We start from the raw sequence: 22,601 nt of genomic DNA on the forward strand, positions 1-22,601 counted from the left end.
GCGTTCTTGCTCCTTCCTATGAAGTGGTGGTTTCCGCGGCGCGGCGCGCCTTGGTGTCGATGCCCAGGTCGACGAAGTAGCGCTGCAGCAGCTCGCGGTCCACCGGCCGGATCGGCGCGCCGATGGCTGCGAGCTGCGCATGCGTGGCGGCGCCGCTCACCTGCGGCGGCGTGGCCGCCGTGTCGTAGCGGTCGAGAATCGCGAGCACCGCGGCCAGGTCGCGGTCCTGCACGGTGGCCAGCCTCTGGTGCGCGCGCTGCAGCCAGGGCTCGAGCCCCACGGGCTCCAGCCGCATGCCCATGCGCTCGAAGACCGGCGGAATGTCGCGCACCCGCAGCGCCTCCTGGCTCGTCAGGTGGAACACCTGGCCCCATGAGGCCTGCTGCCCCGCCAGGCCGAGGATGGCGCGCGCCACGTCGTCCACCGGCGTGAGGTTGAGCGGCAGATCCATGTCGGGAATCGCTTCCAGGTCGGCATAGAGGTGCGCCACGCGCCAGATCAGGTCGTCGGCGTTGCAGATCGCATGCGCGTGGTCGCCGGTGACGGCCCCGAGCCGGTAGATCGCCACCGGCATGCCCCGCGCCTGCGCCTCGCGGGCCAGCGCATCGCCGACCCACTTGCTCTGGCTGTAGCCGTCGACCAGCCCGCTCCAAGAGGCCAGCGCCGATTGCTCGGTGATGGTGTCTTCCTTGTTGTTCTGGTCGATCACCGCGAGCGTGGAGACGTAGTGCATGCTCTTCGCGCGGCCTTGCGCCGTCCATTCGAGCAGCGTGACCACGCTGTCGACGTTCGCGGGCTTGAGGCTCGCATAGGGATGCAAAAAGTCGACCTGCGCGGCGCAGTGGTAGATGGCGTCGCAGCCGTCCTGCACCAGCTGCACGGCGCGGTCGTCCAGGCCCAGGCGCGGCTTGCCGAGGTCGCCGGTCACGACCTGGATGCGCGCGTCGTCCCACACCGCGCCCAGCCGGCGCTGGACCAGCGTGCGCTTGAGGCGAAGCTCGCCGGCCTGCGCGTCCTCGGCGCGCACATGGCACACCACGCAGGCCGTGGTGCCGCGCAGCAATGCGGCCAGCAGGTGGCTGCCGACGAAGCCGCTCGCGCCGGTGAGGAACACGCGCTTCGGTTTCAGCGCCGGTGCAGCAGTGCCCTGCGGGCGGATGTGCGCGGGCAATTCGAGTTCGCGCGACAGGTCCAGCGCCTCGGCCCCACCGCCGGCGTTGTCGTCGATCCATGCGGCCAGCTCGGCAATCGAGGGGCGGTTGTAGACCTCGGCATGCGGGAAGTCCGCGCGCAGCTGCTGGCGGATGCGCATGCCGAGCTGGATCGCCATCAGCGAATGGCCGCCGATCTCGAAGAAGTTGTCGTGGATGCCGATGCGCTGCAGCTGCAGCGTCTCGGCCCACAGGTCCGCAAGCAGATTCTCGGTGGCCGTGCGCGGTGCCACGTACTGCGCGCCGGCCTGCTGCTGCTCGGGTGCGGGCAGCGCCTTGCGGTCGAGCTTGCCGCTCGGTGTCAGCGGCAGCGACGGCAGGTGCACGAAGGCCGAGGGCACCATGTAGTCGGGCAGCGCCTTCGCCATGTGCGCGCGCAGCTCGACCGGCTGCGGATCGGGGGCGGCGGCAAAGTAGGCCACCAGGCGCTTGTCGCCCGGGATGTCCTCGCGCACGACCACGGCGGCCTGCGTCACCTGCGGATGCTTCAGCAGCACCGACTCGATCTCGCCGGGCTCGATGCGGAAGCCGCGGATCTTCACCTGCTGGTCGGCGCGGCCCAGGAAGTCGAGGCTGCCGTCGCTGCGCCAGCGCGCGAGGTCGCCGCTGCGGTACATGCGGCTGCCGGGCTCGCCATACGGATTGGCAATGAAGCGCTCGGCGCTCAGCACGGGCCGCTTGAGGTAGCCGCGCGCCACGCCGCTGCCGGCGATGTACAGCTCGCCCGCAACACCGGGCGGCACCGGGCGCAGGCTGTCGTCGAGCACGTACATGCGCGTGTTCCAGACCGGCTGGCCGATGGAGGGCGGCTCCGTCGCATCCATCGGCGCGCTCATGCTCGCGCAGATGGTGATCTCGGTCGGGCCGTAGGCGTTGACCATGCGGCGGCCCTGCGACCAGCGCGCGGCCAGCGCCGCGGGGCAGGCGTCGCCGCCCACCACCAGCGTCTGGAACCGCGGAAATTCGCCTGGCGGCAAGGTAGCCAGCGCGGCAGGCGGAATCAGCGCGTGGCTGATGGCTTGCCTCTCGAGCAGCTCGGCCAAGTCCGTGCCCAGCAGCGGCTGCGCCGCGGGAAGCACCAGCGCGGCGCCGGCGTGGAAGGCCATCAGCTGGTCCATCACGGAAGCATCGAAGCCGCTGGAGGAGAACTGCAGCACGCGCGAAGCCGGCGTGATCGCAAGTCGCTCCATCATCGCGGCGCCCAGGCTGGCGAGGCCCGCATGCGGCACCACCACGCCCTTGGGCAGGCCGGTGGAGCCCGAGGTGTAGATGACGTAGGCGGCCTGCTGAGGATCGGCAACTTGCGCCGGCGCCGGATGATCGTCCGGCTGGATTGCCAGCGCGGCGACCGTCTCGTCGCCATCGAGCGCCACGCAGTGCGGCACGCCAGCCAGCTGTGGCAGGAGCGCGGCATGGGTCAGCACGGCGGCGGGCGCGGCTTCCTCGAACACGAAGGCGCTGCGCCCGGCCATGTGGGCCGGGTCGATCGGCAGGTAGGCCGCGCCAGCCTTGACGATGGCCAGGTGCGTCACCACGAGGTCGAGCGAACGCGGCAGCACCGTCGCGACGATGGCACCGGCGCCGATGCCCCGGCCGCGCAGCAGCTGCGCGAGCCGGTTGGCGCGCAGGTCGAGCTCGGCATAGCTCACGGTCACATCGTCGAGCACCACCGCCGCGGCCTGCGGTCGCTCGGCGGCGTGAGCCTGAACCATGGCGGCCAGGGTGAGCGGCGCCAGCTCGCGCGTGCGGCCGCTCCAGTCCTCCAGCACACGGCGGTTTTCCTCGGCGCTCAGGATGGCCAGGCTGGCGATGGGTTCGTCGGGCGCATCGCAGGCCTCTTCGAGCAGGCGCGCGAGCCGCGCCGCGATGGCCTCGACCGTGCCGCGGTCGAACAGGTCGGTGCTGTACTGGATGCCGCCGGCAATGCCGCCCGGCAGGCCGTCGGCACCGCGCTGCTCGTCGAGAATGAAGGACAGGTCGAACTTCGCGGTGTCCACGGCCACCGGCTGCGGCGTGATCGACAGGCCCGGCAGGCTGAAGGACAGCCGGTTGCTGCCCTGCTGGAAGCCCAGCATGACCTGGAACAGCGGCAGGTTGGCGCCCGAGCGGCCCGGCCGCAGCAGCTCTACGATGCGGTCGTACGGAAGCTCCTGGTTCGCATAGGCCGCCAGGTTGGTGCTGCGCACGCGCGCGATCAGCTCGCGCAGGCTCGGCTGCCCCGAGAGGTCGGTGCGCAGCACCAGCGCATTGACGAAGCAGCCGATCAGCTCGTCCAGCGCGTGGTCGCTGCGCCCGGCCACCGGCGTGCCGATGGCGATGTCGTCGCCGGCGCCGAGCCGGTGCAGCAGCCCCGCGAGTGCGGCCTGCAGCACCATGAAGACGCTGGCCTGGCCGTCGCGCGCCAGCTGCAGCATGCGCTCGTGCACGCGCGGCGCGATCTGCATCGGCACCACGTCGCCGCGGTAGCTGGGCACCGCCGGATGCGGGCGGTCGACGGGCAGGCTCAGCCGCTCGGGCAGGTCGCCCAAGGTCTCGCGCCAGAACTCGCGCTGGCGGCCGGCCATGCTCTCGGGGTCGTCTTCGCTGCCGAGCAGTTCCTGCTGCCACAGCGCGTAGTCGGCATATTGCAGCGGCAGCGGCGCCCAGCCCGGCGCCTTGCCTTCGCAGCGTGCGGCATAGGCCACGCTCAGGTCGCGCGCCAGCGGCAGCAGCGAGGCGCCGTCGCCGACGATGTGGTGCGTCAAGAGCAGCAGCACGTGTTCGTCGGCCGCCAGCCTGAACAGGTGCGTGCGCAACGGCGGCGTGGTGCCGAGCGCGAAGCCGCGGTGCGCCGCGGCATGCAGCTGCGTGGCGATGTCTTCCTCGCTGCTGTCGGCTTCGATCACCGCTGGCCACGCCTCAGCACCATCGAGGATGTGCTGGTAGGGCAGCCCGTCCTCGTTCGGGTAGATGGTGCGCAGGCTCTCGTGGCGCTGCACCAGGTCGCCCAGCGCCTCGTGCAGTGCCGCGCGGTCCAGCAGGCCGGAAAGCCGCAGCGCGAGCGGCATGTTGTAGGCCGGGTTGGCCTCTTCGAGCTGGTTCATCAGCCACAGGCGGCGCTGCGCGAAAGAAAGCGGAATGCGCGCCGGGCGCGGCATCGGCACGAGACTGGGGCGCGCCACCGTCTCCTGGTCGAGCAGCTCCGCGAGGCCGGCGATGGTGGAGACCTGGAACAGCGTGTCCAGCGGCAGGTCGATCATGAACTGCTGACGGATCATCGAGATCAGCTGCACGATCATCAGCGAGTGCCCGCCGAGCTCGAAGAAGTTGTCGTGGATGCCCACGCGCGGCAGGTGCAGCGTCTCGGCCCAGAGCCCCGCCAATATTCTTTCGGTGGGCGTGCGCGGTGCCGCATACGGCGTGGCGGCCTGCAGCTCGGGCGCCGGCAGCGCCTTGCGGTCGAGCTTGCCGCTCGGGCCCAGCGGCAGCGCCGGCAGGCTCACGAAGGCCGAGGGCACCATGTACTCGGGCAAGGCCTGCGCCAGGTGCGTGCGCAGCTCGGCGGCCTGCAGATCGGCCGCATCGGCAGCCACCACGTAGGCCACCAGGCGCTTCTCGCCCGGCACATCCTCGCGCGCAAGCACCGCGGCCTGCGCCACCTGCGGATGCCGCAGCAGCACCGACTCGATCTCGCCGGGCTCGATGCGCAGGCCGCGGATCTTCACCTGCTGGTCGGCGCGGCCCAGGAAGTCGAGGCTGCCGTCGCTGCGCCAGCGCGCAAGATCGCCGCTGCGGTACATGCGGCTGCCGGGCTCGCCGTACGGGTTGGCAATGAAGCGTTCGGCGCTCAGCAGCGGCCGCCCGAGGTAGCCGCGCGCCAGGCCGATACCCGCGATGTAGAGCTCGCCGGTCACGCCCGGCGGCACGGGCTGCAGGCCGCTGTCCAGCACATGCATCTGCGTGTTCCAGATCGGGCGGCCGATGGGAACGCTCGCCAGTGCCGCTGCGGCTTGCGGCTCGCGCGGGCATTCCCACGAGGTCACGTCGACGGCGGCCTCGGTCGGGCCGTAGAGGTTGTGCAGCTCGCAGGACAGGCGCTGCTGGAACTGCGACACCAGCGCGGGCGACAGGGCTTCGCCGCTGCAGATCACGCGCCGCAGCGTGCTGCAGGCGGACGCGGCGGGCTCGCGCAGGAAGACCTCGAGCATCGACGGCACGAAGTGGATCGTGGTGATGGCTTCGCTGGCAATCAGATCGGCCAGGTAGGCCGCATCCTTGTGGCCGCCCGGCTTTGCGAGCACCAGCGTGGCGCCGTCGATCAGCGGCCAGAAGAATTCCCAGACCGACACGTCGAAGCTCGACGGCGTCTTTTGCAGGACGCGGTCGTCGGCCCGCAGGCCGTAGCGGTGCTGCATCCAGCGCAGGCGGTTGACGATGGCTCGGTGCGACACCACCGCGCCCTTCGGCGTCCCGGTGGAGCCCGAGGTGTAGATCACATAGGCCGGATGGTCGGGGTCGATCGCCACGGCGGGATCGCTGTCGGCGCAACTCCCCAGTTCGGCAATCGTTTGCGGCAGGTCGAGCAGCAATTGCCCTGCGCCGCCCGGCAGCGTCTCCGCAAGCGCCATGGTCGTGATGAGGCACACCGGCTGCGCGTCGCCGAGCATGAAGGCGATGCGGTCCTGCGGAAAGTCGGGGTCGACCGGCAGGTAGGCGGCGCCCGTCTTCAGCGTGGCGAGCAGCGCCACCATCAATTCCATCGAGCGCGGAATGGCCAGCGCCACGGTGCGCTCCGGCCCCGCGCCGCGTGCGCGCAGCAGGTGCGCGAGGCGGTTGGCGCGGCGGTTCAGTTCGCCGTTGCGCATCGCCTCGCCTTCGAAGCGCAGCGCAATGCCTTGCGGGTCGGCTGCAAGCTGCGCCTCGATCAATGCGGTGAGATGGCTGGCGGGCACCGGGTGCGCCGTGCCGTTCCACTCCACCAGCAGTTGCGTGCGCTCATGCATGCTCAGCAGGTCGACATGGCCGATGGCCTGGTCCGGCTCGCGGATCACCGCGGCCATGAAGGCGAGCAGCCGGCGCTGATGGTCGGCCAGCCCTTGCGCGCTGTGCACCGCGGGGTTGGCGTCGAAGTCGATCTGCAGGTCCTGCCCGTTGCCGCGTTCGTACAGGAAGATGCCCAGGTCCTCGGCCGTGCCGTTCGACAGGTTGCGCGGCTTCGCGGCATGGCCCGCAAAGCGGAAGTCGTAGTCGAAGGGCTCGACGTTGACCACCGTGGTGAACAGCTGCCGGTTGGCAACCAGCATGTTGAGATCGCTGCGCAGGTGCTCGTAGCGGTAGCTCTGGTGCCTGAGGATCTGCCGCATCTGCCGGCCGACCTCGCGAATCAGTTCCGGGATCGGCAGGTCCGCGCGCATCGCCAGGCGCAGCGGCAGCGCGTTGGCCACCATCGCCGGCACGCGCCGCATGCGGTCGTTGTGGCGCGCCGTCACGGGGATGCCGATCACCATGTCCTCGATGCCGGTGGCGCGGTACAGGTAGGCCGCGGTGGTGGCGATGAGGATCTGCGGCAGCGTGGTCCCGAGCTCTTGCGCAATGGCCTGCAGGGCCTGCACGCTGGCGGCCGGCAGATGCACCGTCTGGCGCAGCAGGCCGCCGATGTTGACCGAACGCTGCGAGGCCAGGCTCAGCGGATCCGGTGCATCGCCGAAGCGCTCGACCCAGTACTGGCGGTCGCGCGGAAAGCGGCCCGACGCGCGGTAGGCGTTGTCTTCCTCGGCCAGCTGCGAGATCGGCGCGAGGCGCGATTCATCAGGCACTGCCGCGCTGCCTTCGGCCATGGCGCTGTAGACGTCCGCGAAGCGGCGCGCAATGAGCCCGCCGCCAAAGCCGTCGAGCACGATGTGGTGGCTTCGGTGATACCAGATGTGGCGCGCGGGCGAGAGGCGGATCAGCGCCGAGAGCCACAGCGGCCCCGTCGCCAGGTCGATGTTGCGCGTGAAGTCGGCGCGCATCCAGCGCTCGGCCTCGGCCTGCGGATCGCGCTCGTCACTCAAGTCGAGGTACGGAATCTCGCCGGTGAAGGTGGGCGCCACGACCTGGCGCGGCCCTGCGTCGGTATCGACAAAACTCAGCCGCGTGGCTTCGGCTTCATCGGCCACCTGGCGCATGGCGGCAACGAAGATGGCGCGGTCGATGGGGCCATCGATCTCGATGGCTTCGGCAAGATTGAAATTGGTGTCGGGCGACGCGAACTTTGCGCCGAGCCACATCGCCATCTGACCCGAGGTAAGGGGCGCGGTGCGGCCCAGGTGATCGGCGGTAGTCATGCACTTCTCCAGCTCTTGAATGAAATCGGCAACGCAACGCTGCATGGGCGCGTGGGATGAACGCGCCAAACCACTCTACAAGTGGTTGCAACAATTTCAGTGACGCTTTTCCGGGCACGAAAATTTCACGCGCGGCCTTGAGCGAGAAAGGTTTCAGCGGGAAGTGAACATTCGATCGGCGATGGTCGAATGCGAAGGCTTTCATCGTATTTCCGGGGCCCGACACCCGGAAAACCGTTGTTGCAATGCAGCAACTTGGTACAAATTCCGTAGGGGCATCCATCGGCGTGCGAACGGCCGCGCAAAAAAAACGCGCCCCGCGGCGCGTACTTTCGATGGATGCCCGGGCTGCGGGCGCGGTCCGCGTCAGCGCACCATGTCCCATCCCATCATCAGCGCCGCGAAGCCCATCAGGGCCGTGCCGCCCCACCCGAGCCAGCGCGTGCGGCGCCCCGAGGTGAACAGGCCCATCACCTTCTCGCGCGACACCAGCACCATCATCGCGGCCATGATCGGCACGGCGACCACGCCGTTGATCACGGCGCTCCAGTACAGCGCCTTCATCGGATCGATCGGGGTGAAGTCGAGCGCGGTGCCCACCAGCGTGGCCACCGCGATGATCCCGTAGAACTCCTTGGCTTCGCGCCAGTGCCGCTCCAGCCCTTCTTCCCAGCCGAAGGCCTCGGCCACCGCATAGGCAGCCGACGAGGCCAGCACGGGCACCGCCAGCAAGCCGGTGGCGATGATGCCGCCCGCGAAGAGCCAGAACGCGAAGTCGCCCGCCAGCGGCCGCAGCGCCTCGGCCGCCTGCGCCGCCGAAGACACGTCGTGCACCCCCGCCGCAAACAGCACCGCCGCGCCCACCACCATCACGAAGAAGGCGATCACGTTCGAGAAGGTCATGCCCAGCCAGGTGTCGAGCCGCACGCGCCGCAGGTCGCGCCACACCTCCTGGTCGGTGCCGCGCCGCCCGCCCCTGAGCCGGAGCTCCTCGACTTCCTGCGAGGCCTGCCAGAAGAACAGGTACGGCGAAATGGTGGTGCCCAGCAGCGCCACGATCATCATCCAGTAGCTGCCGTTCCACTGCAGCCGGGGCACCACGAGGTCGTGCAGCACATGGCCCCATTCCACCTGCACCGCGAACACCGCGGCCACGTAGGCAAATAGCGTGAGCGTCAGCCACTTGAGGATGTGGGCCAGCTTGCGGTAGGGCACGAACACCTGCAGCAGCACCGTGACCACGCCGAACATCAGCGAATGGAAGTGCGCGCCGCCGCCCACCACCAGCTGCAGCGCCTCGCCCATGGCCGCGATGTCGGCCGCGATGTTGATGGTGTTGGCCACCACCAGCAGCGACACCAGGGCGAACAGGAAGCCGCGCGGCATGTGCTCGCGCAGGTTGGCCGCCACGCCCTTGCCCGTGACCCGGCCGATGCGCGCCGACACCAGCTGGATCGCCACCATGAACGGTAGCGACAGGAACACCGTCCAGAGCAGGCCGGTGCCGAACTGGGCGCCGGCCTGGGTGTAGGTGGCGATGCCGGAGGGGTCGTCGTCGGCCGCACCGGTGACGACGCCAGGCCCCACGTGGCGCAGGAACGACGGAATACGTTTCTTCATGTGGCCCGATCGTGGCACGCCGAGCCTGACCGCCAGATGATCTTGCGCAGGCTTTTCACCGAAAAGATGCGCGAAGATCCTGCGCCTTTCCCCTACCCCGCCCGCTCGGAGAACAGCGCCGTGATCACCTGGCGCAGCCAGCGGTTCGCCGGATCGGCCTCGAAGCGCCTGCTCCAGTGCAGCGACACCGTGAAGTCGCGCAGCGGAAACGGCGGCTCGACGATGGCGTAGCCGCCTTCCTCGGCAAAGCCGCGCGCGATGTTGCGCGGCATCACCACCGCCAGGTCGGTGGCGCGCACGATGGCCGGCAGCACCATGAAGTGCTCGGTGGTCAGGCGCAGCCGGTCTTCGAGGTTCAGCAGCTGCAGGATGCGCAGCGTCTCGGCGTGCGTGCGCACCGCCACGTAGTCGAGCTCCTGCAGCGCCTCGAGCAGCGCCTGCCCGCTGCGGCGCCGCTTCGTCACGAACGGGTGGCCCTTGCGCAGCAGCACGATGTAGCGGTCCTTCAGCAGCTGGGCGCGCTGCGTGTCCTTCACCTTGGGCAAAAAGCCGAAGGCGAAGTCGATCCGGCCGCTGTCGAGCGCGGCGGCAATGTCGCCGGTGGCCAGCGGCATGGTCTCGACGCGCACGCCCGGCGCCAGCTCGCGCAGCCGCGCCATCAGCGCGGGCAGGAAGCGGCCTTCGCCGATGTCGCTCATGTGGATGCGGAACAGCTTGCGCGAAGCGGCCGGGTCGAAGCGCTCGGGCTCGGCCAGCGCCTGCTGCAGCATGGCCAGCGCCGCCTGCACCGGCACCGCCAGCCGCTCCGCCCGCGGCGTGGGCGCCACGCCGCCGGGGGTGCGCGTGAAGAGCGCATCGCCCAGCAACAGGCGCAGCCGCGTGAGGCCATGGCTGGCCGCCGGCTGCGTGAGGCCCAGCGCGTCGGCCGCGCGGCTCACGCTGCGGGCGCGGAAGACCGCATCGAAGAGCCGCAGCAGGTTGAGGTCGAGCTTTTCGATATGCATGGCGTTCATGTTGGATAGCTTGCTTATTTTATTGATGTATGGCGGCGCGCCGACCACACTGCGAGACCCCCAGAAAAAAGAGACACGATGGAAGTTTCATTCAGCAAGGAAGTCGAGCTGCTGCGCCTGGGCGCCGGCGACACCTTCCACGGCGAGGGCATCCTCGCGATCACCAAGGGCCTGCTGCAGTCGGGCGTGGCCTACGTGGGCGGCTACCAGGGGGCGCCGGTGTCGCACCTGCTCGACGTCATGGTGCAGGGCAAGGCCTACATGGACGAGCTCGGCGTGCACGTGGAAGCCTGCTCCAACGAAGCCTCGGCCGCGGCCATGCTCGGCGCCTCCATTCATTACCCGCTGCGCGGCGCCGTCACCTGGAAGTCGATAGTCGGCACCAACGTGGCGGCCGATGCGCTCTCCAACCTGTCGTCGCCCGGCGTGACCGGCGGCGTGCTGGTGGTGGTGGGCGAGGACTACGGCGAAGGCGCCAGCGTGATCCAGGAGCGCACGCATGCCTATGCGCTCAAGTCGAGCATGTGCCTGCTCGATCCGCGGCCCGACCTGGGCGTGATGGTGCGCATGGTGGAAGAAGGCTTTCGCCTGTCGGAAGCCTCCAACATGCCCTGCCTGATGGAGCTGCGCATTCGCACCTGCCACGTGCGCGGCAGCTTCGAGTGCAGGGACAACATCGCGCCCGCCGTCTCGACCCGCGCGCTGATGAGCGAGCCCGCGGGCTTCGACTACATGCGGCTCGCGCATCCGCCCGTCACCTTCCGCCATGAAAAACTCAAGGGCGACGAGCGCATTCCGGCGGCGCGGCGCTACATCGTGGAGCACGGGCTCAACGAGCTGGTGCCGGGCGGCCGGCATGCCGACCTCGGCATCGTGGTGCAGGGCGGGCTCTACAACGCGCTCATCCGCAGCCTGCAGCAGCAGGGCCTGGCCGATGCCTTCGGCGAGACCGACATTCCGATCCTGGTGCTCAACGTGACCTACCCGCTGGTGCCCGAGCAGGTGGCCGACTTCTGCCTGGGCAAGCGCGCCGTGCTGGTGGTGGAGGAAGGCCAGCCCGAATACATCGAGCAGGACATCGCCACCCTCTTGCGCCGGCGCGACATCCAGACGCCGCTGCACGGCAAGGACATGCTGCCCGCGGCCGGCGAATACGGCGTCGAGGTGCTCGCGGGCGGCCTCGGCGCGTTCGCCGCGAAGTACATCGAGAGCGGCGAAGCTTCGTCTTCCGCAGAGGCCTGGCTGGCCGGCAACCGCGAGCGCCGCGAGGCGGTGGCGCGCCAGCTCGAGACGCTGCTGCCCAACCGGCCGCCGAGCTTCTGCGTCGGCTGCCCCGAGCGGCCGGTGTTCTCGGCGCTCAAGCTCGCGCAGCAGGAGACCGGGCCTGTGCACATCGCGGCCGACATCGGCTGCCATGCCTTCGGCACCTTCGAGCCCTTCTCGATGGGGCATTCGATCCTCGGCTACGGCATGAGCCTGGCAAGCCGCGCGGGCGTGGCGCCCATGATGAACCGCCGCACCCTGTCGATCATGGGCGACGGCGGCTTCTGGCACAACGGATTGCTCACCGGCGTGCAGAGCGCGCTCTTCAACGGCGACGACGCGGTGCTGCTGATCTTCAAGAACGGCTACACCTCGGCCACCGGCACGCAGGACATCATCTCCACGCCCGACGACGAGACGAAGGAGCGCGCCGTCGACAAGCAGCAGAGCCTGGTCGACAAGAACCAGACCATCGAGGCCACGCTGAAAGGCCTGGGCGTGCAGTGGATGCGCACCGTCACCACCTACGACGTGGAGCGCATGCGCAAGACGCTGACCGAGGCGCTCACCAGCGACTTCAACGGCCTCAAGGTGGTGATTGCCGAGGGCGAATGCCAGCTCGAGCGGCAGCGCCGCATCAAGCCCTGGATTGCCGGCCTGCTCAAGAAGGGCGAGCGCGTGGTGCGCGTGAAGTACGGCGTGGACGAGGACGTGTGCAACGGCGACCACGCCTGCATCCGCCTGTCGGGCTGCCCCACGCTCACGCTCAAGGACAACCCCGATCCGCTCAAGGTCGACCCCGTGGCCACCGTGATCGACGGCTGCGTGGGCTGCGGCCTGTGCGGCGAGAACGCGCATGCGGCCACGCTGTGCCCGAGCTTCTACCGCGCCGAGGTGGTGCAGAACCCCAAGTGGCACGAGCGCCTGCTGCACACGCTGCGCGGCGCCGTGGTGCGCGTGCTGCAACCCGCATGAGAGACGACCACATGGAACAGAACCGCCCCATCTCCCTGCTCGTCTGCGCCCTGGGCGGCGAAGGCGGCGGCGTGCTCACCGAATGGCTGGTCGACATCGCGCGCCATGCCGGCCATGCCGCGCAGAGCACGTCGATTCCGGGCGTGGCGCAGCGCACCGGCGCCACCACCTACTACATCGAGGTGTTCCCGGTGCCGCTCGCGCAGCTGGCCGGCCGGCGCCCGGTGTTCAGCCTGAGCCCGGTGCCGGGCGCGCTCGACGCCATCGTGTCGTCGGAGCTGCTCGAGACCGCGCGCCAGATCGGCAACGGCATGAGCGCGCCGCTGCGCACGCTGGTCATCAGTTCGTCGGCGCGCATCTTCACCACCGCCGAGCGCATGCAGCCCGGCGACGGCCGCGCCGATGCGCAGCGCCTCGTCGACGTGGTCAAGGCCTTCAGCCGCGAACACCATGTGTTCGACATGAACGCCATGGCGCGCGAAACGGGCACGGTGGTCAGCGCGGTGATGCTCGGCGCCATCGCGGGCAGCGGCCTGTTCCCGTTCCCGCGCGAGGCCTATGAACACGTGGTGCGCGGCGGCGACGCCCGCGCGCCCGAGAAGCTGGGCAGGATGGCCGCGGCCAGCCTGCGCGGCTTTGCGGCCGGCTTCGAGGCCGTGGGCACGCCGCGCGCGCAGGCCGCCTTCGTGAGCAGCGTGCTGGCCGCCGACACCCGCGACGCGCCGCCACCGCCGCGCGCATTGCCGGACGAACTGGCGCAGCGCTTTCCGCCCGCCGTGCACGACATGCTCGCGCTCGGCCATGCGCGCGTGCTCGACTACCAGGACGCCGCCTACGCCGCGCTCTACGCCGAGCGGCTGGGCCGGGTGCTCGATGCCGAACGCGCGGCCGACCCGGCCGGCGCGCAGGGCTTTGCCACCACCCGCGAAGCCGCGCGCTGGCTCGCGCTGTGGATGGCCTTCGACGACATCGTGCGCGTGGCCGCGCTCAAGGGCCGCGCCAGCCGTGCGCAGCGCGTGCGGCATGAAGTGCGCGCGGCCGAGGAAGACATCGTGAAGGTCTACGACCATTTCAAGCCCGGCGCGGCCGAGTTCGCCGCGCTGCTGCCGCCGGGCCTGGCGCGCCGCGTCACCGCATGGGACCGCGGCAGGCAGGCCCGCGGCCTCGTGCCCTGGGCGCTGCCGTTGAAGGTGGGCAGCCATTCGGTGGCCGGCATGGCGTCGCTGCGCCTCTTGTCATCGCTGAAGTGGCTGCGCCGCCGCGGCCAGCGCTTTGCCGAGGAACAGGCACTGATCGAGCGCTGGCTCGCGGCGGTGGAGGCCGGCACGCGCGAGGCCTGGGCACTGGGCCACGAGCTTGCGCTGTGCGGCCGGCTCATCAAGGGCTATGGCAGCACCAACGAGCGCGGCAAGGAAAACCTGCTGCACCTGGCCGGCCATCTGGCGGCGCAGCCCGGCGTGGCGCCGGCCGAGCGCGCCCAATCGGTGGCGGCGGCGCGCACCGCCGCGCTGGCCGACGATGCCGGCCGCGCGCTCGATGCCGCGCTGGTGGCGCACGGCGCGCCCGCCCGCCCGGTCAAGGCCCAGCCGATCCGCTGGATGAAGCGCAAGCCCGCGGGCAGCGCCTGAGGCCGAGGCACCCACGATGCCGCTGCTCAATGTCGAAGACCACCGGCGCCGTGCGCGCCGGATGTTGCCGCGCCTCGTGTTCGACTATGTCGACGGCGGTGCCGAGGACGAGCGCTGCCTGCAGCGCAACCGCGATGCGCTCGAACAGCTGCCGCTGATTCCCGAATGCCTGCGCGACACCAGCACGGTGGACATCGGCATCGAACTGTTCGGCCGCCGCTGGCGCGCGCCTTTCGCGGTCGCGCCCATCGGCCTGGCCGGCCTGGTGCGCCCCGGCGCCGACGCCCTGCTGGCCCGCGCGGCCCAGGGCGCGGGCGTGCCCTTCGTTCTCTCAACCGCATCGAACACGCGCATCGAGGACGTGCGCGCGGCCGCGCCCGACGCCACGCTGTGGATGCAGCTGTACGTGATGGGCGAGCGCGCCATTGCCGAGCGCATCGTGCGGCGCGCACGCGCGGCCGGCTTCGAGGCGCTGGTGCTCACGGTCGACGTGCCGGTCAGCGGGCTGCGCGAGCGCGACCTGCGGCACGGCTTCCGGTTGCCGATGCGCCTCACGCCCGCCACCGTGCTCGACATGGCGCGCCATCCGGCGTGGCTGATGCGGCTCGCACGCAGCGGCATGCCGCAGTTCGCGAACCTGCTGCCGGACGACGACGGCGCGCCCGTGTCCGCGCAGGCGCAGGCGCAGGCCGCGCTGCTCTCGCGCACCATGGACCGCCGGCTCACCTGGGAAAGCCTCGCCTGGCTGCGCAAGCTCTGGGACGGCCCGCTGCTGGTCAAGGGCCTGCTCGGCGCCGGGGACGCGCGGCGCGCCGTGCGCCACGGCGCGGACGGCATCGTGGTGTCGAACCACGGCGGCCGCCAGCTCGATGCGGCGCCCGCGAGCATCGCCGTGCTGCCCGCCATGGTGGATGCCGCCGGCGGGCGCATTCCGGTGCTGATGGACGGCGGCATCCGGCGCGGCAGCGACGTGGTGAAGGCGCTGGCACTGGGCGCGCGCGGCGTGCTGGCCGGACGTGCGCCGCTCTACGGCCTGGCCTGCGGCGGCGAGCAAGGCGCGCTCTCTGTGCTGCAGCTGCTGGCGCAGGAAATCGAACGCACCATGACGCTGCTCGGCGCCACGCGCGCGGCCGAACTCGGGCTGCGCCACGTCGGCCGGCCCGAGCCGCCGCCCAAGGAAACCCTGCAAGGGAAACCGCCATTTACGCGGCGCGCGCCGCTGCCTAGATTGCACGGATTAGTTCAGAAACATAACGAAGGAGACCATGAAAACCCACCGCCACCCCCATCATCCGAAGCGCCCCGCTGCGCCGGCCCTGATCGCCATCTGCGCCGCCCTTGCACTCGGCACGCCCGCCGTGCAGGCGCAGGACAAGGCCGTGCAGATCAAGCTCTCGAGCTGGGTGCCCGCGCAGCATCCGCTCAACCCCGCGCTGCAGGCCTGGGCCGACGACATCAAGAAGGCGTCGAACGGCAGCATCACCGCGATCCTGTTTCCATCGGAGCAGCTCGGCAAGGCCTTCGACCACTACGACATGGCGCGCGACGGCATCGCCGACTTCGCCTACGTGAACCCCGGCTACCAGCCCGGCCGCTTTCCGGTGATGGCGGGTGCGTCGCTGCCCTTCCTGTTCGCCAACGGCAAGGAGGGCTCGGCCGCCATCGACGCCTGGTACCGCAACTACGCGGCCAAGGAAATGAAGGACGTGAAGTACTGCTTCGCGTTCGTGCACGACCCCGGCACCTTCCACTCGCGCAAGAAGATCACGCTGCCCACCGACATCAAGGGCATGAAGGTGCGGCCCGCCACCAGCACCGTGGGCCAGCTGATCACCTCGCTGGGCGGCACCAACGTGCAGGCCTCGGCGCCCGAGTCGCGTGACATGCTGGAGCGCGGCGTGGCCGATGCCATCACCTTCCCCTGGGGATCGATCGGCCTGTTCGGCATCGACAAGGTGGTCAAGTACCACATGGACGCGCCGCTCTACGTCACGCCCTTCGTCTGGGTGATGAACAAGGGCAAGTACGACGCCATGTCCGCCGGCCAGAAGAAGGTGATCGACGAGCACTGCACCAGCGAGTGGGCCCAGAAGGTGGCCGGGCCGTGGGCCGACTTCGAGTTCGGCGGGCGCGCGAAGATCGCCGCGCAGCCGGGCCACGAGGTCTACAAGCTCACGCCGGAGCAGCTCGATGCCTGGCGCAAGGCCGCAGCACCTTCCGAGGCGCAGTGGGCCGACACCGTGAAGAAGGCGGGCGAGGATCCAAAGGCCGTGATGGATGCGCTCAAGGCCAGCCTCGCCAAGTACAAGTCGGCGCTCTGAGCGATGGCTGCCCGGTCCGTCCGCTACATGGACCGCGCGATCAACACGATCGAATGGCTTGCCGCCATCTTCGTGGGGATCGTCGCGCTCAACATCTTCGTGGCCGTGGTGCTGCGCAAGTTCTTCGACACCTCGATCCCCGACGCCTACGACTTCGGCCGCATGCTGCTGGGCATCCTGATCTTCTGGGGCATTGCGGCCACCAGCTACCGCGGCGGCCACATCACGGTCGACCTCGTGTGGACGGCCGCGGGTCCGCGCATGAAGCGCGTGATCGACGTGTTCGCCACGCTGGTGCTGCTGTTCGTGGTGGCGGTGCAGACGGCCATGCTGTTCGACAAGGTGCGCGGCACCTACGTGGACAACGTGCTGACCTACGACATGAACATTCCCACCTGGCCGTTCTATGCCGTGGCCTGGGCCGGCGACGTGTGCGCGGTGCTGCTGATCGCCATCCGCACCTATCGGCTGATCTTCCATCCCGAGCAGCTGGAAGAAGTCCACGCTGAACAGAAAGCCGATGAATGAGCCCCGATGCAGTTGCGATTCTTGGCTTCGTGGTCCTCTTCGCGCTGATGCTCTTGCGGGTGCCGGTGGGCATGGCGATGGGCCTCGTGGGCGTGGCGGGCTACAGCTATCTCGTGGGCCCCGGGCCCGCGCTCAAGCTGGTCGGCCAGACCTCCATGCGCACCGTGACCGACTACACCTTCGGCGTGATCCCGATGTTCATGCTGATGGGCGCGCTGGTGTCGGTGTCGGGCGTGAGCCGCGAACTCTTCAAGGCCGCCAACTCGATGATCGGCCACATGCGCGGCGGGCTCGGCGTGGCCACCGTGGTGGCCTGCGGCGGCTTCGCGGCGATCTGCGGCTCCTCGGTGGCCACGGCCGCCACCTTCTCGGCGGTGGCCTATCCGGAGATGCGGCGCTTCAACTACCCGCAGTCGTTCTCCACCGGCGTGATCGCCGCGGGCGGCACGCTGGGCGCCATTCTTCCGCCTTCGACGGTGCTCGCGGTCTACGCCATCCTCACGCAGCAGGACATCGGCAAGCTCTTCATGGCCGGCATCGTGCCCGGCATCCTGGCCATGGCGATGTACGTGCTGACCATCGCGATCATCGTGAAGGCGCGGCCCGGCTGGCTGCCCGGCGGCGAGGTCAAGCCGTGGTCGGAACGCCTCGATGACCTGAAGAACGTGTGGGCGCCGCTGGTGCTGTTCGTGTTCGTGATCGGCGGGCTCTACGGCGGCTTCTTCACGCCCACCGAGGCCGGCGGCGTGGGCGCGAGCGGCGCCTTCATCCTCGGGCTGCTGCGGCGCAAGCTCGACGGCCCGAAGATCCGCGAGGCGCTGCTGTCGGCCACGCGCACGGCGGCGGCGGTGTTCACGGTGCTGATCGGCGCGCTGCTGTTCGGCTACTTCCTCACCATCACGCAGAGCCCGCAGAAGCTCACCGAATTCCTCACCGGCCTGGGCATCGGCCGCTACGGCGTGCTTGCGCTCATCATGCTGATGTACCTGGTGCTGGGCTGCCTGATGGACGCCATGGCCATGATCATCCTCACGGTGCCGATCATCTTTCCGGTGATCGTGCACCTGGGCTTCGATCCGATCTGGTTCGGCGTGATCATCGTGATGACGGTGGAACTGGGGCTGATCCATCCGCCGGTGGGGATGAACGTGTTCGTGATCAAGAGCGTGGTGAAGGACGTGAGCTTCACCACCATCTTCAAGGGCGTGCTGCCGTTCATCGTGACGGACATCGTGCGCCTGGTGATCCTGATCGCGTTCCCCATCATTGCCCTGTGGCTGCCGACGAGAATGAACTGATGAGCATGGCCAAGGAAATCATCTACACCGCACGCGTCGAGTTCGGCGACTGCGATCCCGCCGGCATCGTCTGGTTCCCCAACTTCTTCCGCTGGATCGATGCGGCGTCGCGCCACTTTTTTGCCGAATGCGGCGTGCCGCGCTGGGAAGAAACGGCCGAGACGCTGGGCGTGATCGGCACGCCGCTGGTCGACACGCACACGCGCTTCGTCAAGGCCGCGAGCTACGGCGACACGCTGCAGATCGCGGTGCGCGTCACCGAGTGGCGCGACAAGAGCTTCGTGCAGGCCTACCGCGTGCTGCGCGGCGACGAGCTGATCCTCGAATGCGAGGAGGTGCGCATCTTCGCGGCCAGGCGCGAAGGCGGCGGCATCCGCGCGGTGCCGATTCCGCCGTCCATCCGGGCGCTCTGCGACGAGGCCGCGTCTTAGAATGGCCCGATGAACTGGCGCACTCTTCTTCCGCTCGCTTTGCTCGTCACCGGCTGCTCGACGCTCCCCAACGAGGTGGTGCCCGTGCGCGAAGGCGTGCTGCGCGCACCCACGTACACGCAGGCCGCCGACCATTGCAGCGCCAAGGGCCAGACGCCGCGCTGGCTCGGCAAGGCGCCCGCGGAGGCCGGCGTGCTGTTCCAGTGCTACTGAGCCAGTTCGGCCGCGGCCCGGCAACGACCCGGCGCCGCCGCGGGACATAGCCAAAAAGGTTGACGCTCGTTGTGGTGCGGTGCAACAATCCCGCATCTTTATTTCGGAGCCCCGTGCGTGGACAGTGCCAGTTGGATCAGTGACAAGACGCGTGCCTCGGCAGGCGTGACACATCCGGCCCTCTAGCGCAGGCTCTTTTGCGCTGCGGCCGCCGTGCACGCAGCCTGACCCGTTCGCCATCCGAGGCGGGCGGCTCCCTCTTCCGAATCCCGCCGTTCTTCGTCACTGACTTTTTCAGTCAGCTTGCGTGTGTCCGTGCACGGGGCCCTTCATTGCGAAGGAGCCTTGCCATGCGCCAATTCCAGTCTCGTCAGCAACAGCTAAAGCAGCCGGTGCAGGAAACCGCTCGCCCGTCTGCGTCTGCGCCTGCGCGCGCGGTCACGGCGCAGGACATCGACAACGAAATGCTGGATCGCGCCGCCGCGCTCTGGACCACGCGGCGCATCCGCAGCTTCTTCCTGCTGCTCGAGCGGCCGCCGCGCGCCGGGCAGCGCTGACGCGCCGCACTGCCACCTCCCGCCGCACGACACGCAAGAAACAAGGAGGCCCGATGGACCCCGCTTCTCATGGGCGCCCCTGCGCGCCACCCCTCTTCCGCCCGACCGGCCACACCGAAATGCAGCGCGCCGCGCCGCAAGGGGATTCCCACGCCTGATTGACGCGGGAGGTTCTTCCCTTCGCGGCCGGCGCCGTGAAGGAATAAAAAATGAAGAACGTCCTGAAGTCCTTTTTCGAGAGCTTCCTGCGCAGCCGCCGCATGCTGCATCACTTCGAGCGCTGGCAGGCACTGCTGGGCCCGAAGCCCGCGGGCACCGCCTCGGCGGCCATGCCGTCCGGCATCGCCCAGGCACTGTCCGCCGCATCGCGCGCCGATGCCGCCGCACTGCTCGCAAGCCTCCACAGTTCGCCGCAAGGCATGGCCGAAGACGAGGCCCTGGCGCTGCGCAGGCAGTTCGGCGGCAACGAGGTGCGCCACGAGCAGCCGCTGCCGTGGTGGACGCACCTGTGGCAGTGCTACCGCAATCCGTTCAACCTGCTGCTGACCGTGCTGGCGCTGGTCTCCTACGTGACCGAGGACATGAAGGCCGCGCTCGTGATCGGCAGCATGGTGGTGCTGTCGACCGTGCTGCGCTTCCTGCAGGAATCGCGCTCCGGCAAGGCCGCCGAGCGGCTCAAGGCGATGGTGAGCAACACCGCCACCGTGCTGCGGCCCACGCCCGGCGCTGCGAGCGCGCTGCGCATCGAAGTGCCGATGCGCGACCTGGTGCCGGGCGACGTGATCGCGCTCTCGGCCGGCGACATGATCCCGGCCGACTGCCGGCTGCTCGCGGCCAAGGACCTGTTCATCAGCCAGTCGGCGCTGACCGGCGAAGCGATGCCCGTGGAGAAGTTCTGCATCGACCGCGGCAGCCATGAAGCCGGCGTGCTCGAGCGCGACAACCTGCTCTTCATGGGCACCAGCGTGGTCAGCGGCACCGCCTCCGCGCTCATCGTGCACACGGGCAACCGCACCTTCTTCGGCGCGCTGGCGCAGCGCGTGACCGCCGCCGACCAGGGCACCAGCGCGTTCCAGGCCGGCATCAACCGCGTGAGCTGGGTGCTGATCCGCTTCATGCTGGTGATGGCGCCGCTGGTGCTGGTGATCAACGGCCTGGCCAAGGGCGACTGGTGGGAGGCGGCGCTGTTCGCGCTGTCGATCGCGGTGGGCCTCACGCCCGAGATGCTGCCGATGATCGTGACCGCTGCGCTGGCCAAGGGCGCGGTCGTGATGTCGCGGCAGAAGGTGATCGTGAAGCGGCTCGAAGCGATCCACAACTTCGGCGCCATGGACGTGCTGTGCACCGACAAGACCGGCACGCTGACGCAGGACCGCATCGTGCTGGAGCGCCACACCAACGCCTGGGGCGAGGCCTCGGACCACGTGCTGCAGATGGCCTACCTGAACAGCTTCCATCAGACCGGCCTGAAGAACCTGCTCGACAAGGCGGTGCTGAACCATGCCGAGGTGCGGCTGGAAACGCGGCTGCAGACGGCCTGGCGCAAGATCGACGAGGTGCCCTTCGACTTCGCGCGCCGGCGCATGTCGGTGGTGGTCGAGAACGGCGGCAGCGAGCACCTGCTGGTCTGCAAGGGCGCACTGGAAGAGATCCTCTCGGTCTGCAGCTCGGTCGAGCGCGGCGACGACGTGCTGCCGCTCGACGCCGGCCTGCTCGCACGCATCCACGCCATCGCGTCGGAGCTCAACACCCAGGGCCTGCGCGTGGTGGCCGTGGCCAGCCGCGTGCTGGCCGCCGGGACGCAACGGCAGGCCCAGGTGGCCTACGGCGTGGCCGACGAAACGGCGCTCACGCTGCTGGGTTATGTCGCCTTTCTCGATCCGCCGAAGGAGTCGACCGCACCCGCGCTGCGCGCGCTGGCCGAGCACGGCGTGGCCGTGAAGGTGCTGACGGGCGACAACGAGCTGGTGGCGCGCAAGGTCTGCGGCGACGTGGGCATCGAGGTTGGCCGGGTCGTGCCGGGCCGCGAGATCGAAGAGTTGGACGACGCCGGCCTGTGCGCGCTGGTCGAGCGGCACCAGGTGTTCGCCAAGCTCACGCCCGCGCACAAGGAGCGCATCGTGCGTGCGCTGCATGCGAACGGGCACGTAGTGGGCTTCATGGGCGACGGCATCAACGATGCGCCCGCGCTGCGTGCGGCCGACATCGGCATCTCGGTGGACGGCGCGGTGGACGTGGCCAAGGAATCGGCCGACATCATCCTGCTCGAGAAGAGCCTGATGGTGCTGGAGCAGGGCGTGGTGGAAGGCCGCCGCACCTTTGCCAACATGCTGAAGTACATCAAGCTGACGGCGAGCTCGAATTTCGGCAACGTGTTCTCGGTGCTGGTGGCGAGCGCGTTCCTCCCCTTCCTGCCGATGCTGCCGCTGCATCTGCTGGTGCAGAACCTGCTGTACGACGTGTCGCAGATCGCGATTCCGTTCGACAACGTCGACGCCGAGTTCCTGCGCAAGCCGCAGAGCTGGAACCCGGCCGACCTGGGCCGCTTCATGCTGTTCTTCGGGCCGCTGAGCTCGGTGTTCGACATCCTGACCTACGCCGTGATGTGGTTCGCGTTCTCGGCCAACACGGTGGCGCACCAGGCGCTCTTCCAGTCGGGCTGGTTCATCGAAGGCCTGTTGTCGCAGACGCTGGTCGTGCACCTGATCCGCACGCGCAAGATCCCGTTCCTGCAAAGCCGCGCAGCCTGGCCGCTGCTGGCGATGGGCGCGGCGATTGCGGCGGCGGGCATCTGGCTGCCGATGGGGCGGCTCGCGCACTACTTCAGGCTGCAGGCGCTTCCGCTGGCCTACTTTCCATGGCTCGCAGCGATGCTGGCGGGGTATGCGACGCTCACGCAGGCGGTCAAGGGGTGGTATGCGCGGCGGTTTGGGTGGCAGTGATGTTTTGCTTTGTTCTTGGCGCTGTTGTTCAGGGCGCGTGCACAGGCCACCGGGTACTCCCCTCCGCGAATGTCCCCCGCCTTCGGCTCCTCCTTTATTTCGCTGCGGGGAGCACCCGATGCCCTGTGCACCTGGGCACGCTCGTGGTGCACCGCTGATCAACCAGTGCTCTGATCACGCTCCCGTCGATGGGGTGCCTTGCGCAGCGAAATCAAGGGGGAGGCCGCAGGCCGGAGGACATTCGCGGAGCAAGGTACCCCGTCGGCGGGAGCGCGCCCCGAAAAAACAAGGACAAA

12 protein-coding genes and 1 pseudogene are annotated in these 22,601 nt (G+C 69.3%); 10 read left to right on the top strand and 3 right to left on the bottom strand.

The annotated features are described in order from the left end of the window. Positions 1 to 16: 16 nt before the first annotated feature. The 3 genes from ACAM58_RS19100 to ACAM58_RS19110 all read right to left on the bottom strand — a co-directional run bounded on the left by ACAM58_RS19100 (position 17) and on the right by ACAM58_RS19110 (position 10,149). The gene (locus ACAM58_RS19100) at positions 17 to 7,516 is read right to left on the bottom strand and encodes an amino acid adenylation domain-containing protein (protein ID WP_369663303.1); all 7,500 of its coding nucleotides are present in this window, start codon (positions 7,514 to 7,516) and stop codon (positions 17 to 19) included. A 366-nt stretch (positions 7,517 to 7,882) separates the two neighbouring features. Continuing rightward, on the bottom strand, positions 7,883 to 9,136 hold the full coding sequence (locus ACAM58_RS19105) for an Nramp family divalent metal transporter (RefSeq protein ID WP_369663304.1): 1,254 nt from the start codon (positions 9,134 to 9,136) through the stop codon (positions 7,883 to 7,885). Between the two features lie 92 nt (positions 9,137 to 9,228). Next, complete coding sequence (locus ACAM58_RS19110) at positions 9,229 to 10,149, bottom strand: LysR family transcriptional regulator (RefSeq protein ID WP_278877382.1); 921 nt, start codon at positions 10,147 to 10,149, stop codon at positions 9,229 to 9,231. Between the two features lie 78 nt (positions 10,150 to 10,227). Between ACAM58_RS19110 and ACAM58_RS19115 the strand changes: the two genes are divergently transcribed. The 10 genes and pseudogenes from ACAM58_RS19115 to mgtA all read left to right on the top strand — a co-directional run bounded on the left by ACAM58_RS19115 (position 10,228) and on the right by mgtA (position 22,305). Further along, positions 10,228 to 12,387: a thiamine pyrophosphate-dependent enzyme gene (locus tag ACAM58_RS19115; protein ID WP_369663305.1), complete on the top strand. Its 2,160-nt coding sequence runs from the start codon at positions 10,228 to 10,230 to the stop codon at positions 12,385 to 12,387. 11 nt (positions 12,388 to 12,398) lie between these two features. Then, on the top strand, positions 12,399 to 14,015 hold the full coding sequence (locus tag ACAM58_RS19120) for an indolepyruvate oxidoreductase subunit beta family protein (RefSeq protein ID WP_369663306.1): 1,617 nt from the start codon (positions 12,399 to 12,401) through the stop codon (positions 14,013 to 14,015). A gap of 16 nt (positions 14,016 to 14,031) precedes the next feature. Continuing rightward, positions 14,032 to 15,242 (top strand): annotated as a pseudogene (locus ACAM58_RS19125) (alpha-hydroxy acid oxidase). A 38-nt stretch (positions 15,243 to 15,280) separates the two neighbouring features. After that, positions 15,281 to 16,336, top strand: coding sequence for a TRAP transporter substrate-binding protein (locus ACAM58_RS19130; RefSeq protein WP_015866689.1), 1,056 nt, complete (start codon positions 15,281 to 15,283; stop codon positions 16,334 to 16,336). 3 nt (positions 16,337 to 16,339) lie between these two features. Then, a complete protein-coding gene (locus ACAM58_RS19135) occupies positions 16,340 to 16,864 on the top strand; it encodes a TRAP transporter small permease (RefSeq protein WP_015866690.1) in 525 nt (174 codons plus the stop codon). Beyond that, positions 16,861 to 18,162 carry a TRAP transporter large permease gene (locus ACAM58_RS19140; protein WP_369663307.1) on the top strand — a complete coding sequence of 434 codons (1,302 nt, stop codon included), beginning with the start codon at positions 16,861 to 16,863 and terminating at the stop codon, positions 18,160 to 18,162. The genes ACAM58_RS19135 and ACAM58_RS19140 overlap by 4 nt, the downstream gene beginning before the upstream one ends. After that, positions 18,162 to 18,593 (top strand): thioesterase family protein, encoded by a 432-nt coding sequence (locus tag ACAM58_RS19145; protein ID WP_015866692.1) that lies wholly within the window; start codon positions 18,162 to 18,164, stop codon positions 18,591 to 18,593. The genes ACAM58_RS19140 and ACAM58_RS19145 overlap by 1 nt, the downstream gene beginning before the upstream one ends. 9 nt (positions 18,594 to 18,602) lie before the next feature. Next, positions 18,603 to 18,806 carry a hypothetical protein gene (locus ACAM58_RS19150; RefSeq protein WP_018905350.1) on the top strand — a complete coding sequence of 68 codons (204 nt, stop codon included), beginning with the start codon at positions 18,603 to 18,605 and terminating at the stop codon, positions 18,804 to 18,806. Between the two features lie 350 nt (positions 18,807 to 19,156). Then, entirely contained in the window at positions 19,157 to 19,363 is a 207-nt protein-coding gene (locus tag ACAM58_RS19155) for a hypothetical protein (RefSeq protein WP_015866694.1), read from the top strand. A 209-nt stretch (positions 19,364 to 19,572) separates the two neighbouring features. Then, a complete protein-coding gene (gene mgtA / locus ACAM58_RS19160) occupies positions 19,573 to 22,305 on the top strand; it encodes a magnesium-translocating P-type ATPase (RefSeq protein ID WP_369663308.1) in 2,733 nt (910 codons plus the stop codon). The last annotated feature ends 296 nt before the right edge of the window (positions 22,306 to 22,601 follow it).

It is taken from the genome of Variovorax sp. V116, assembly GCF_041154435.1.
In the GTDB taxonomy this organism is placed as follows: Bacteria; Pseudomonadota; Gammaproteobacteria; order Burkholderiales; family Burkholderiaceae_C; genus Variovorax; species Variovorax paradoxus.

Excerpts from the sequence above, each read along its gene's own strand:
- ACAM58_RS19110 (WP_278877382.1), bottom strand. The coding sequence starts at position 10,149 with ATGAACGCCATGCATATCGAAAAGCTCGACCTCAACCTGCTGCGGCTC.
- ACAM58_RS19130 (WP_015866689.1), top strand. The coding sequence starts at position 15,281 with ATGAAAACCCACCGCCACCCCCATCATCCGAAGCGCCCCGCTGCGCCG.
- ACAM58_RS19140 (WP_369663307.1), top strand. The coding sequence starts at position 16,861 with ATGAGCCCCGATGCAGTTGCGATTCTTGGCTTCGTGGTCCTCTTCGCG.
- ACAM58_RS19150 (WP_018905350.1), top strand. The coding sequence starts at position 18,603 with ATGAACTGGCGCACTCTTCTTCCGCTCGCTTTGCTCGTCACCGGCTGC.
- ACAM58_RS19105 (WP_369663304.1), bottom strand. The coding sequence starts at position 9,136 with ATGAAGAAACGTATTCCGTCGTTCCTGCGCCACGTGGGGCCTGGCGTC.
- ACAM58_RS19100 (WP_369663303.1), bottom strand. The coding sequence starts at position 7,516 with ATGACTACCGCCGATCACCTGGGCCGCACCGCGCCCCTTACCTCGGGT.
- mgtA (WP_369663308.1), top strand. The coding sequence starts at position 19,573 with ATGAAGAACGTCCTGAAGTCCTTTTTCGAGAGCTTCCTGCGCAGCCGC.
- ACAM58_RS19135 (WP_015866690.1), top strand. The coding sequence starts at position 16,340 with ATGGCTGCCCGGTCCGTCCGCTACATGGACCGCGCGATCAACACGATC.
- ACAM58_RS19155 (WP_015866694.1), top strand. The coding sequence starts at position 19,157 with ATGCGCCAATTCCAGTCTCGTCAGCAACAGCTAAAGCAGCCGGTGCAG.
- ACAM58_RS19120 (WP_369663306.1), top strand. The coding sequence starts at position 12,399 with ATGGAACAGAACCGCCCCATCTCCCTGCTCGTCTGCGCCCTGGGCGGC.
- ACAM58_RS19145 (WP_015866692.1), top strand. The coding sequence starts at position 18,162 with ATGAGCATGGCCAAGGAAATCATCTACACCGCACGCGTCGAGTTCGGC.
- ACAM58_RS19115 (WP_369663305.1), top strand. The coding sequence starts at position 10,228 with ATGGAAGTTTCATTCAGCAAGGAAGTCGAGCTGCTGCGCCTGGGCGCC.